At 39.6% G+C, this 13,534-nt stretch carries 9 protein-coding genes; all 9 read right to left on the bottom strand.

The window, feature by feature from the left end:
• Positions 1–44: 44 nt before the first annotated feature.
• The 9 genes from mtlD to ABLB98_RS06970 all read right to left on the bottom strand — a co-directional run bounded on the left by mtlD (position 45) and on the right by ABLB98_RS06970 (position 13,271).
• Positions 45–2,168: a bifunctional mannitol-1-phosphate dehydrogenase/phosphatase gene (gene mtlD / locus ABLB98_RS07010; protein WP_348882942.1), complete on the bottom strand. Its 2,124-nt coding sequence runs from the start codon at positions 2,166–2,168 to the stop codon at positions 45–47.
• Positions 2,169–2,365: 197 nt separating this feature from the next.
• Positions 2,366–3,598: an MFS transporter gene (locus tag ABLB98_RS07005; protein WP_348882992.1), complete on the bottom strand. Its 1,233-nt coding sequence runs from the start codon at positions 3,596–3,598 to the stop codon at positions 2,366–2,368.
• A gap of 51 nt (positions 3,599–3,649) precedes the next feature.
• Positions 3,650–5,920, bottom strand: a complete 2,271-nt coding sequence (locus ABLB98_RS07000) for a TonB-dependent receptor (protein WP_348882944.1) — start codon at positions 5,918–5,920, stop codon at positions 3,650–3,652.
• Positions 5,921–5,929: 9 nt separating this feature from the next.
• A complete protein-coding gene (locus tag ABLB98_RS06995; RefSeq protein WP_348882945.1) occupies positions 5,930–7,165 on the bottom strand; it encodes an MFS transporter in 1,236 nt (411 codons plus the stop codon).
• Entirely contained in the window at positions 7,162–7,533 is a 372-nt protein-coding gene (gene actB / locus ABLB98_RS06990) for a protein ActB (protein ID WP_004281762.1), read from the bottom strand. The genes ABLB98_RS06995 and actB overlap by 4 nt, the downstream gene beginning before the upstream one ends.
• Complete coding sequence (acbD, locus tag ABLB98_RS06985; RefSeq protein ID WP_087548021.1) at positions 7,530–8,168, bottom strand: acinetoferrin biosynthesis acetyltransferase AcbD; 639 nt, start codon at positions 8,166–8,168, stop codon at positions 7,530–7,532. Before acbD ends, actB begins: the two co-directional genes overlap by 4 nt.
• Positions 8,169–8,198: 30 nt before the next feature.
• The gene (gene acbC, locus ABLB98_RS06980; RefSeq protein WP_087548020.1) at positions 8,199–10,016 is read right to left on the bottom strand and encodes an acinetoferrin biosynthesis protein AcbC; all 1,818 of its coding nucleotides are present in this window, start codon (positions 10,014–10,016) and stop codon (positions 8,199–8,201) included.
• Positions 10,013–11,494 (bottom strand): acinetoferrin biosynthesis monooxygenase AcbB, encoded by a 1,482-nt coding sequence (gene acbB / locus ABLB98_RS06975; RefSeq protein WP_348882947.1) that lies wholly within the window; start codon positions 11,492–11,494, stop codon positions 10,013–10,015. The genes acbC and acbB overlap by 4 nt, the downstream gene beginning before the upstream one ends.
• A complete protein-coding gene (locus ABLB98_RS06970; protein ID WP_348882948.1) occupies positions 11,487–13,271 on the bottom strand; it encodes an IucA/IucC family protein in 1,785 nt (594 codons plus the stop codon). The genes acbB and ABLB98_RS06970 overlap by 8 nt, the downstream gene beginning before the upstream one ends.
• Positions 13,272–13,534: the final 263 nt, after the last annotated feature.

Raw genomic sequence — 13,534 nt, 5'->3', positions numbered from 1 at the left:
AACCCAGATAGAAGTTAAGGTACTTTCACCGTGATCATTGCCGCTTATACAGTTAGCGGTTTCAATTCCTCCAACTGTAACATGAATGCATTATCATTGAGTTGCGCCTGAATTCCGTGATAGAGCTGGTTTAATAAGGCTTTCTTCTGATTTTCAGTGATGTCCATATGCTCAATATTGGTCTGGACATGTTTTACAATCTTAATCTCGTCCAGCTCAAGCATTTTCAGCGCATAGGCATAGCCATAAATTGCACCTTGCATTAACTTCTGGTAAGGAAGTTGTTGCTGCACATGAGATTCTAAACTGCCTAAAACACGCTCATTCAGATTGAGTTTTCTAAGCGGATCACGAGCTACACGCTCACATGGATCTTTATAGGCGGCTCGGCAAGAATGCAGAAAACTTTCCGCCATCCGATCCAGTTCTTTGGCTTGGTTGGGAATCATATTGGCCAAACCCAATTTAACTTCGTTGACCACCTGCTCTGCATATTTCATGATTTTTGGATCAGCCATAGCGATACCAATGGTTTCATGTCCAAGTGCACTGGCATACCACGCCAACATGGCATGACAGCCATTCCATAGCCGATTTTTAATGATTTGAATCTCAGAAATCTGATCAACTAAAATCATTTGACGCATTTTGCTCAACAATGGACTGCGATTTTCCACGTAAATCGGCATATCCATTTCACTATGGAATAGGATCAAATCCATATTTTGTAGGAATTGCCCTGTTTGGAATTGCCCACGCATGTCTTCTAAACAGTAAGTGATCTGCTGTTCTTGCTTTTCAGTCAGAGCGGTTTCCTCTGAAAGTTCAATCGTTTCTGGATTGAAATCATTTTGATATTGTTTAAATAAATTGTGCTTGATATTGAGCTGACGATATAAGGCCTGATCCGTCAGTTTTGACACCATTCGATTGACCACGGTATCGCAAAAATAATGTTCACTTAAAATATGTTCTGCAATATCTTCATCCGTCATGGAAAGTAAGGCTTCACGGATATGTTTTAAGACCAAATACTTTGCGCACACTTTATTCAGAATAATCAAAAAGGTAATCGGCTCATTGTTGTCTGCATCAGCTGACATAAAACGGGCCAATAGTCCCTTCGCAATCGTTTTCGCCTCGGACTCAATTGCCTGTTCTGGCAAACACAGTGCGATCAGGCTAGATTGCATATACATCTCTAACATCTGCTGTTCATTGTCAGCATCAATCACAGTGAGATTATCAATACGCTCATCATAGGAAGACTGACCATATCGAATACTATAGCTGCCAAAACTGTTCACGGATTCCAAATAAAGACGATTTCGGGTTGATGCCAGAATCCGTTTTGGGCGTGTGTAACCATCCCAATAGGACAGGATCTGTGCTACATATCCCCCACCAATGGCACCAAAGCCATGAATCCCAACAGTCAATTGATTGACACTTTGCGGAAATAATTCTTGTAATTGTGGCATGCCCATTTCAGGAATATATTGATCCAAAGCATTCAGGCACTCATACATGTCCTGATAATAGAAATTTGCTTTAGAGAGCATATGATCATTGGGTTCTTTAATATCTTTGAATAAAATCGTGATACCACCAGCTTCATAGGCTGAACAAATCCCGTTTTCCGAATCTTCAAACATTAAACATTGTTGCGGTTGTAAATTTAGCTTCTGCGCCGCTTTTAAAAAGATTTCTGGATGCGGTTTTCCTTTTTCAACTTCATCCCCACAAACCAACAAATCAAAAAATTTATAAACATTGGCATTAATTAGATATTCTTCTGCAATTGCTCGACGACTTGAGGTCGCAACTGCCATTTTTAGACCAGACTTTCTTAAACGTTCTAAAACTTGAACCAAACCTTTTTTAATCGGCACACCATTTTTACGTACAGACTCCAATTCCACCTCATCTGCACGTTTGCGAATGGCAGTATAAGGAACATCTGTACCATAAAACTTTTGTGCCAGTTGCTCCGATGCTTTGGCACTTAAGCCGAGACACTGCATCAAATATTCATCTGAAAATTCCTGTCCAATCAGCTCTTTTGATGCCTGTTTCAATGTCTGGAAGCGCAGGCGCTCGGTATCAAACATTGTTCCATCCATGTCAAAAAGTGCGCCTTGAACAGGATAATCATGAAAAATAAGCATCTTTACTCCTCTTATATTGTTTTACTTCTAATAGGCTAACCCAGAAATGAGCTTAAATTTCGACCGTTAAATAAATGAAATAAATTTGATTAATAAACAACCAAACAACCATCTATGTTTACGTCCTAAGATGTAGTTATGTAAGTTTCCTTGCTTTTTAAAAGAATATATGAATGATTTTTAATCACACTAAGCGTTTAATCTTCGACAAAAGAACTCACTTCTTCTCCCTTTTTGACTAAAACCCACCCTATACATATCCCAACCAATATCATTAAAGCGAATAAAAAATAGAAAGGTAGATTTTGATCAAATTGATATAAATAAGTGCTAACCAGAGGAGCAAAAATCAAGCCAAAAGCTTGAGTTGCAGTGCAATATCCTGCCATTTTAACTTGTGAATCTTGTGTAACTGCTTGTGCTGCCCCTGTTGTAAATGCAGGTAATAAGCAAGCGACTGAAATACCATAGAAAATATAACTGGCTTGAAATACCACAATACTTTGTGCATAAAGAGATAGTAGCAACCCAAAGCACATGGTCAAAATGCCGATTAATACAAGACTATGTAGTTGCAGCTTAATCACTTTTACGATCAGCAACTGTGTCACTACCAGACAGATACCCACAACAACCATACATTGGGAGAAATACACTGCGCTTTGCTGACTACTCAGAAAGAATTTATCTTGGATATAAAATCCAGCAGTCATGTTTAATGTCACGATTGCAACATAAGTAGAAAAACCTAAAGCCAACCAAATTAAACTTTGCTTGATAATATTTTGCTGATTCAAAACTATATTTGAACTTTGTTCTGATGGCTTATCTGCATCTGACCGTATATCACTCTTTTTCTTAAAAAACATACTGAGTGCCAAACTGACTAATGCCAGTAAAGCAACCGCGAACCACATCGGAAATAATAGTCCACCATACAATAATAACGAAGTCGCCAAAGGTCCGACAATCATACCAAAGCTGTTCATCGCACCAAACAATGCCATATTCTTGCTACGAGTCGTTGTTTCAGTTGATTCTGTCATGACATAACTTTGTAGACCAATTTGTGGCATTGCCATAAAAATGCCAGTCGATGCACGACTTAAAACCAATAAAATAAAAATCAATACTGAAGACAAAATTGCATCTAAGCCCAAAGCCAGTATGAAAGTAAAAAGCGCCCATGTTATGGTCATTCCCATAAAACCATAATTCACTAGATTTTCTGGAGATTGATTACTTTTATTCTTAGCAACCCATATTGACGCGATCGCCATAAAGATCGCTCCTGCTGAAACGATCACTCCACCTTGGAATTCGGATAAATGTAGCTGTCGAGTCAAAGGTGCCAGTAAAGGAAGTATCATGGAAAAACACGTTCCATTGATTAACGCAGCCAAAGCTAAAAATTTTAAATGATTGTTCATCATGGAATTCATCAAAAAAAGGCATCTAAAACAGATGCCTTTTTGATTAGATTAGTATTTGAGGGTATAACTCAAACCATAAGTACGACCTTGTGCAGGCAGGCTAGAGATAGGACCATATACAGCTTCAGCTGCTTGACTAAATACGGTTTTATATTCTGTATTCCAAACGTTATAAACACCAAAGCCTACCGTTCCTGGGCCAACTTTCGCATTAGCAATCACATCCATCACTGCAAAACCTTTAATTTCTGCTGGTGGACGGCTTCCATACTTAATTGCATCTTTACACGCTTTATCCGTACCCCCAACAGCCAGAGTTTGAACGCGTAAACCTAGACCATCATTAAATTGCCAATCTGAATATACGGTACCTTTTAAGGGTGCTACACGAATCGCATCTAACTCTTGCCATTTTCCATTTGTATTTTTAAATTGACCACGTGTATAAGCTAAAGTACCACCGACATTCCATGCATCAGTCACCGCATACTTCACATTGCCTTCTAGGCCATAAACACGTTCATCGGTATCAATCACTTCGATTGCAAAGTTTGGTGGACCAAATTTCAAAGATTTATCCGACTTGTTATAGAATGCCGTAAGCCCTGTGGTTAACGCATTGTCTTGTAGACGCCAACCTAGCTCAAAACTATTCACTTTAATTGGATCAATGGTTTGATTGCTTACAACAAAGTTTGCTGGAACGTCTCTGAGCATACGTTGTACGTCTGGTAAGTTTGCACCTTGAGAGAAATTGGCAAAGACTTGTTGAGCATCTGTTAAATGATAAACTGCACCTAAGTTAAATAAAGTTGCATCATGCTTGACCGAACCACCATTTAAAGTTTTAGGACTATATCCTGAGACGAAGTCTGCAACCATCGCTTCAGAATAAGGAACAGAATCCTGCACTTGGCTATCAATTCGTTCATGGCGCACGCCTGCTTGTAGGTTTAAGTGATCAGTGACTTCAAATTGACTCTGTAAGAAGAAACCAAGCTTCTCAGTATCTACATCTGGACCAAAATCATAATTATTTAATGGTTTGAATTTCAAACCATTACTACTCATAAATGTATTCAAATCATATAACTGGGCTGTTGCTTTGCCTTTTTCTTTATCAAAATCCATTCCATATGTTAAATGTAAAGCTCGCTCTGCAAGGTCCAGTTTACTCTGTAACGCCAACCTTGCACCAAATACATCAATATCCGTCTCAGACTGGGTAACAATATATGTTCCTCCTCCTGCAATTGATGAATGTGCCAAAGTATTTGCACTCGGATAGAATCTACCTTTTTCAGTTCGATAGTAAGCCTCCGCATTTAAAGTCTGACCAAAGAAATCTTGGTTTTCATATTGTGCATTGACTGCTGCACGTTTCGTTCTTGGCTGAGTATTAAGTTCCAAACCTTTGACTGCTTTCTGGTTTGGTTTTGCACCTTTAACCAATAAAACAGCTAAACCTGGTCCATAATCTGCACCATAGTCACTGTCTTGTTCATCATTATAATATTGCGCACCAACGCTAATACTTTGCTTGTCAGCAAACTGCCAACCTAAACGCCCATTAACATCGATAGTTTCCGTATCTTGACGATCCGTTTGTGCGACTTCAGGTCCAATTCGGTCACCGTGGCTGTCTTGAATCTCACCGCGTTTGGTATAGCTTGCTCCTAAGAAACCATTCCAATCGCCTTGTTTAAACGCAGCAGATTGATATGCTTCATAAGCCAAAGCATCACTTTTAAAGTTATCGCCTGACGTTACACCGAGTTTGGATTCAAAATGAACCCCATCGGTCGACCCTTTTTTAGTAATGATATTGATGATACCGCCTGTTGCACCAGAACCATAAATACTACTTGCACCAGAGACCACTTCAACACGCTCAATCATATCAGGGCTAATACTATTTAATTGACGTGAACTATCACGCGAACCCGTTTGTGGTACACCATCAATCATATATTGGACTGTACGGCCACGCATGGTCATTCCATAGTTACTGGTAGTACCAGAACTTGGTGTTAGCGATGGAACTAATAAACCTAAAATATCTGCTGTACTTTTACCCGCAGCGGCTTGTTTTGCAATATCTTCTTGTTCAATGCGATACACCGTACCTGCAATTTCAGCAATACTTTGTGCTGAACGCGATGCTGTCAGTACAATAGGTGCAAGTTGGGTTGGTTTCTGACTTGTTACAGCAGCAGTCGTTTGAACAGATGCATCTGTTTCAACTGTTTGAGCATATAGCTGAGTACTGATTGCTAAGCTTAACAGCGTTAATGATGTCGAAAGTGAACGTACTTTCATAAATTACCCCTAGGTGAGTTGTTCCGTTTGTTTTGCTTTAAGGATTAACACTTGGCTGAGCAAGACACTCAACACAGATGCTGCTGCGAGAATGAGATAGAAATTTCCATAGCCAAATGCTTTGGCCAAGAAACCAGACATTGCACCGCCAATGAAATAAACTAGGAGTTCAAAACAGACCAAAATGGTAAAGTCTGTTCCAGCTTGTTCCTGAGAGCTGGTATGCATGAAGTGCGCATATAAAGCAGTCATTGCGACGTAACGAATCGCCAAAATAACCACAACAAATAGCCCCAATAACATTTGCCACTGATTAAACCAGCTGAGTAAGACCGCGATGCCCAGTAAGGCATACACCAAACTGCGTGCCCAACCAGCCCAAATCAGTAATTGCGTTGCTGCGATTTTTTTTAACAGGAATGCAGCTGTAACTGCTGCCAATAAACCAATACCCGCACCGATCACAGACATCAGCACCCCAATCTCTGCCAAGGACCATTTTTGATCGATCAACATCGGATTCAGCATGGCAATGGCTGGGGCTTCAACCACGCGATAACATACGATCAAGGCTAATGCCCATAACATTTCTGGACGTTTAAATGCACGGATCAAACTTGGCTGCTGTTTTGAGATTTTCTCTGCATTTGATTTTTCTTTAATTTGGAAAATAGCCAACATCGTCAATGCTGTCATAGCGGCTAAGGAAATCAGTGCAGTTTGCCAACCATAAAGCTCATACAGCCATAAAGTTGCTGCTCCACCCACCATACTACCGAGCGCAACGCCGATGCTTTGTGCCATGCTTCCTAAGCGATATTCAGACTCTGAAAAGGTTTCGACGGTATAGCCATCAATTGCGATATCTTGAGTTGCAGCAAAAGTTGAAATCCATAAACCGACAATAACAAATACACCAAGACCGTAATCGAATTGGGTAAGTGCCAAAGCAACGACCCCCAACACCAAAGCTATTTGCGTAAACAAAAGCCAAGTTTTACGTTTACCGAGTTTTTTGAAATAAAAACGATCAATTAGTGGTGCCCAAAAAAACTTGAATGCCCAAGGAATATAGAGCAGCGACAACATGCCAATCCAACGTAAATCTACGCCTTGATGACGCAGAATCGCAGGTAAGGCCACATTATAAAAATACAGTGGTAAGGCATGCGCGAGATATAAAACCACCACGACACTCAGGCTCAAGGCTGAGACTTTCTGAATATTTAATGAATTTTGATTCATAAATACCTCTGCAAAGCCCATTGTGTGGCTTCAGCTTTATCTACGCTCACAAAATATGGAACATGCCAAGCTTTGTGCAGAGCTGGTGTATCCAATCGAATACGATCTTCTTCATCTTGAGCAATACGAGCAAAACCCAAGCAATATTGGTAAAAATCTTGTTTATATTGTTTATACCACTTGCCTTGGATTGCTCTATATTCCTCCGGAAATTCTGTATTTGCATCGGTTTGCATGATCAACACAAAATTTCGCTGATGTTCGAAATAGTGCTGAATCCGTGCTAACCATTGTTCAAATTCTGCAACAGAGACATTCGCCGCAAAGCGCATGTCTAAGATATGCATTTCATTGATATATAAGCTCATGTAACACTCAGGAATTTGGCTGGCTGATCTGCTAGCTGTTGTTGTGATGTTTGGTAATATTCCCCAAACTTGTTATAGAAAGTTTCTCTAAAGCAGTAGTACAACATCGCTGTTTTTTCAGGCATCGGTATTAAACGTTGGCTTTCATAACAAAGCTCTGCCACCACTGCTGCATAAGGTTTAACGGTATGATCTGGCTCACCCACAATTTTTTTCGCTTGTGAATGTTCAAAAATATAGAAGCTGAGCAAACGAATGGTTGGACGTAAAAAGCCCTTACCAAACACAGATTTATCACCAAATAGCAAATGCCAACCGAGATCATTGGCATCACCTTCGTAATAACGACCTAAACGATCACGTTTACCTTCATAAATTTCGGTATAGCCCACATCTTTGCCATCAATTCCGACGATTAATAAACGGTGATGGTCATCTGCCAGCATCTTGTCGAAGTAAACCTGTAAATCCAGTTCCGACTTATTCAATTGCCACTGCGGAATTACATGTGGCTCATGCATCCACTTATGTAACAAAGGAATATCTTGGGGATATTGCACTTGACGTAAGTAATACTGTGTTCCATCTTCGTGGTATTCAAAGTAGTCAGGTAATTGCTGAGAAATTGTTTTCATATCGAACCTTTATAAAATTTAGAAGAAGGCTTAACCCGCTTTCGATTCAGTTTGCTGAATCGACCATTCAGCCAATGTTTCAGGACTGACGGGGTTCGGGATTGGATCAAGGAATACCGGTACTGGACGCTCTGCTTCATCGTTATAACTGGTGGTAAATAAACGAACACGGTTTAAACAAATTTTGGTGTAAGTTGGGCGCAGCATCGCAAATTTTTCAGCTCGTTCAGCCAGTTCTGGATGCTGTTGGTTAAACGCAACAATGGTGTTGGAAATGGTCTGCCAAAAATCAAGTTCTGAATATTCTGGATAATCTTGTAAGAACACATTACAGATATAACGGTAATGCACCATGAACAGCCCAGTGAAAATAAAATGACTTAAATCTGTTGCTTCATGACGTAATAACAAACCGCCTTCAGATGGGAATTGAGCCAATTCAGGGAAATCTTCATCCACTAAATTGATGTCATCAATGAAGTCTTTTAATACCAAGGCTTTTGGCACACCATTTTCATGTACCAACATGGTGTTTTCACCATGCGGTGAAAAAGCCAAGCCATAGCGATACAGGCAAAGCAGTAACGGACTGAGGCAGATTTGGGCAAATTGTGCTAACCATGCCAAAGGACTCAAACCAGACGCTTGAATCAGTACACTTAGAATCGATTGACCTGAAATATCTCGATGCAAAAGTGCTGCCTGAGAAAGCACTTGTTGAGATTGATCAACATAGCGATCGACACTTTCACGCCATAAGCAACCGAATAGTTCTTTAAATTGATATGGTGCGCCGTCAATGCGGTCAAAACATGGCTGGTGAATGGTTAAAGTTGCAACCTCACCTAAGAAAATCACACCTGTATTCTGTAAGTCTTGATCTTGCTGATGAATTTGCTTTAACCATGCAGTTACTGCTGGCGCTGCAAGGTTACGCTTAGACGGCAATCCACGATAGACAGCGGTATTAAAGATACTGACTGGCAGTTTAATGTAATGACGTTGTAGGTTTGATGTGTTGCATAATGTCCGAATAGACTGCATTGGTACATAGCTGTCTTGGCTAATGTTCAGCTCAATAATTTTTTGGTCGACAATTTCATTGGCATAAGTTGGCACGAGCCATTGGTGCCATTGCCATGCATGTACGGGAATCAAAAAATAATTTTGAGGGTCTAGATTTTTTTCTTGGAGAATATTGATGAATTGCTGTAGTTCATTGGCATCAAATTCATGTTGATATAAACCACATGCACTCCAATCTTCAGTACTTCGATACTCTGCTAAATCACGATGTACAGCTAACCACAACACTTTAACTTCAGGAGAAAGTTCTGGTGCAGCACTTAAATAATCATCATAACCAAAGCCCATACGGCCCTTGCTCATAATCAGCCAAGGGTGACCACGTAGCATGCCTTCAACTTTATAGTGTGGTTCAGTCAGCACTGCTGTGCTTGGTAAACGCGCTTCATTGAATAGATGCGCTTCTGCCAACCATGTATTATTCATTTCCTTAATCAAATATGCTTTGGTGAATGGCTTTACATTTGCCTTGTCAGACATTGCGACAATAAACTCATGTAAGTTCCAAGCAGGTTGATCATTTTCCTGACTATGAGTCACATCACGTACCGAAGCTTCCTGAATATTCCAGTGTCCGAGTAGATATTGATTTCCTTGAAACTCATACTGACGATTGCCTAAATCTAACTGATAACGTCCTGCTGACAATGCTTTAACTTCAATAATTTCTTCATATAGAAACTCTGCAATCGCCATTTCAATAAGACGTTGCCCTGCGGCACGCCATTGCTGCTGATTAATTTTTAAAGTTGCAAAGTTCATATCAGTTTCTCATATGTTGAATGTACAGAAGCAGTTTGTGTACGTGTGTTTGCACCACGACGATTAGGATGCGCCGTCATCACGTTCTGTTCTGTTTTCTTGAAAATTGAATGGTTTTTATTAGCAGAATTTTCGCAAAGGCACTCTTTTGATTGTGCTTTGTCATCTGCCATACAAATTTTTGGATTTTGAGAGAGATTAAAGTGTTGAAATGTCTGCGCTTGATTGCCTAATTCATAAAGAGGCTCCGCAAGCAATTGATTAATGATCGTTGCTGCACGATAAGCACCAAGACCTAAATCAGGCGTGCCGACACCATGACTATGCATTTCTTGATTTTGAACAAAGATATGACCATTCAACCTGTGTACAACTCGATAGTCTTCTGTAATCTGCAAACGCTGTTTATGATCAAATTCGATGTATGGCTTAAGCAATTGCATAAAACCAAAATCAGGTGTGAAATAACCCGTTGCGGCTACAAGAAAATCACAGTCGAGATGAAAAGACTGAGCTGTAGCACGATGTTCGAAATGCAATCGGATTTTTTGTGTATCCAATGCTTCTGCATCTTTCAAATCACATTGACTATGCAAATGTGTCTGTATGCTTTGGCCTGCAATGCTACGGTGATAAAGTCTTTGATAAATTTCCCGAATGGTTTTTGCACTAATCCCCTTGTATAACAAGGCTTGTTGCTTTAACTGCTGCTCTTTCTGCTGTGCAGACAAATCATAAAAATGTTGTGCATAATCAGGGCTAAAATGTTCTAAACCTAATGGCGCATACTCCATTGGGAAGAAACCTTGAGAACGAGTAAACCAATGCAAATCAAACTGATGATTGTCGGTATCTTGCTGTTCGTCAAACAAGTCGATAAACACTTCAGCTGCGGATTGCCCCGAACCTAGTACAACAACATCGCCATGTAAATCTGTATCTGCATGCGTCATATACTGTGCTGAATGCAGACATTGTTGCGGACAGACTTTCTGAATCTTTGCCAAACATTCAGGCAAAAATGGCACATTACCACTTCCAATCACTAAATGACGGCATAAATAACTTTGCTGAACACCATTTGATTCAACGACTAATTTAAAACCTATCGTTTGGGGTTCAATCCTCAAGACACGAGATTGATATTCGATACAATCAAGTTGTTCTGCAACCCATTGGCAATAATGGTTATACTCACAACGTGGAATATGCGGCTGTTCTAAAAAGTAAAATTTATATAAGCGTTGCTGATGACGCAGATAATTCAAAAAGCTAAATGGGCTGGTTGGATCAACCATTGAGACCAGATCTGCCATAAACGGCACTTGCAATACCGTATTGGGTAACTGCATCCCTGCATGCCAGTCAAACTGAGCTTTCTGTTCGAAAATTGCATAGTTAAGTGTGCTTTTATTATGCAGCAGGCTGGCCAGACTCAGATTAAATGGCCCTAAACCAATTCCAATAAAATCAAGCATAACTGACATCCTTCTGTGAAATACACAGTGGATTTGGCAGTTCGACATAGACAGATTGGTTTTCTACAGGCGCAATCAGCTCATCTAATTCATGTAAACGTGTGAGCAAATTACCTTTATAAGGCAAGGTTGCATTGAACAATAATCCCTGTAATAAGGTACTGTCTGGATATTGCTGTAATTGTTCCTGCAAGAAACTTGTTAGATACCCAAGTAATTCATCTTCAGTAATATAGCCAGTTGCACCAATCGCATTGATAATGCCGAACAAGGTATTGCCAAAGAAATAATAACTAAAACGTTCATCCACGAAATCTTTAGGCCCGACGGCAAACGCTTTTTCTTTTAGCTCAGGCAGCGCTTGCAGAATTTCAGTTGCAAACTCTTCAATATAATAAAAACCTTGGTTATCACGTAGCCATAAGGTTTTTGGGAAATGATTCTCTAGTTCCAACAGCACATTCTGCTGATGTGATTCAAATGCCATGCCATGGCGATGATAGACATACATCAAGGGTTGCAAACTGACTTCAAGGAAACGATTAAACCAATCCAAAGCAATTTCTGAGAAATCGGTTTCGTGATGTGCTTTTGCAATTTTTGCAAATAAAGCATTAAAACGATTTAAAGATTTGCTTGGATGATCCTGACACAAGGATGCAATACAAGTGACTTGCTGTTGAGGATGAAATGGCTGATCACGGAAAATACAGATACTTTCATTCACCACTTCATCATCAATTTTTAAGGCAATCCAAGCTGGGTCATTGACTGCCTTTAAACTTGGAAATTTTTTTAGAATATTCTGACCAAACTCACTGTGCCATAGACGATGAGTGAGTTCACCACGATGGCATTCTTTGGCTAAATTGACACGAATTGAATTGGTAATCATCACTGAAAGTGATGGTTTGACCATCCATGGTGCATTAAAACTCGCCAGTGTTCGGATAGAAGTGGTTGGAGAGAATTGCCAACCACGTAAACCTAAATCAATTAATTGCCCTGTTTGCTTCAAACGTTCAAACCAAGCTTTACCCTGCAAATAGCGGGCTTGCCAAGGATGTAATGGGAGTAATTTATATTCGGTGTGAGTCTTGAGCAGATTGAGATCATTTTCAGACAAATACCACTGTAACGCTGTTTTTAATTGAGCTGAAATACTTTCATCCGTAGCACAACCTTCGGAAATATAGTCCTGATGCACCAGCCAATAATGTAGTTGTGTCTTGCCCTTATGTTCAGGTGAAAACTTTAACCAATCTTCATGTACAAAACCTGTTCTACTTTTCGGCGCTGGATGCATGCTATGCCCCAGTATGAGTGCCTGCTCAGTTTCAATGAAACTCTGCCCTGCTTTGACCAAATCATCAAAATCAGTTTCACGGTATGCTAAAAACTGTTGTAGCGCATCACGACTTTGAATCCACTTCTCTACTAAAGATGCAGCATCTAATGGAATAGACGATTCAAAAACCAGTTCTTCAAGCAATAACCCGACTATTGCAACAGGACTAAATGTCTTGATTTGACCATGAATAATAATTTGTGGAAGATCTGCTAAGCGATGTCTCCCGACTCGACTGACATAAGATAAAGGAAAATTACATTGTGCTTGAATAGAATGTATTGGGATTGATAACAGCGTCAAACCTTGGCTAAACGCATGTTGTTGCAGACTTTGCTGATTTTTATTAAGAAAGTGACCTTTGCCAGTTTCTTGCGTATATGCGTTGACGAAGTGTTGTATCGCCAACCGATTGGCAAGTGATTGCATCTGTCGGTATCCTCTTATAAAGAGAGAGTTAATTTTTTTTCGAATGTTTTGAGCTCTAAACAAACCTTATTACAATGCTATTCACCGTAATTGCTATTATTAATAGTAATAATTATCATTAATAATAGCAATTATAAAACAAATTAGCTTTTTGAACTTAATACTTTGTTTTTTATGGTGAAAAATTAATTTAGATCAAGAAAAATACAAAAGATAATAATTCTAATTATTAAATATTTTAATTATGATTCATTCTTTTATTG

The organism is Acinetobacter yuyunsongii (assembly GCF_041021915.1).
Taxonomy (GTDB): domain Bacteria; phylum Pseudomonadota; class Gammaproteobacteria; order Pseudomonadales; family Moraxellaceae; genus Acinetobacter.
This window is presented reverse-complemented; position numbering and strand designations above follow the sequence as displayed.